We start from the raw sequence: 261 nt of genomic DNA on the forward strand, positions 1-261 counted from the left end.
TTCGGGTCTACGACAACGTACTTGCGCCCTATTCAGACTCGCTTTCGCTGCGGCTCCGTCTCTTCAACTTAACCTCGCACGCTATCGTAACTCGCCGGTTCATTCTACAAAAGGCACGCCGTCACCCTTTTAACGGGCTCCGACTATTTGTAAGCACACGGTTTCAGGTACTATTTCACTCCCCTCCCGGGGTGCTTTTCACCTTTCCCTCACGGTACTGGTTCACTATCGGTCGCTAGGTAGTATTTAGCCTTAGCAGAT

The 261-nt window shown here is 51.7% G+C and carries 1 rRNA gene; it reads right to left on the reverse strand.

The window, feature by feature from the left end:
* A 23S ribosomal RNA gene (locus C3B52_RS35985) occupies positions 1–261 on the reverse strand; the annotation flags it as partial.

Origin of the sequence: Brevibacillus reuszeri (assembly GCF_002897295.1) — a bacterium.
Classification (GTDB): domain Bacteria; phylum Bacillota; class Bacilli; order Brevibacillales; family Brevibacillaceae; genus Brevibacillus; species Brevibacillus reuszeri_A.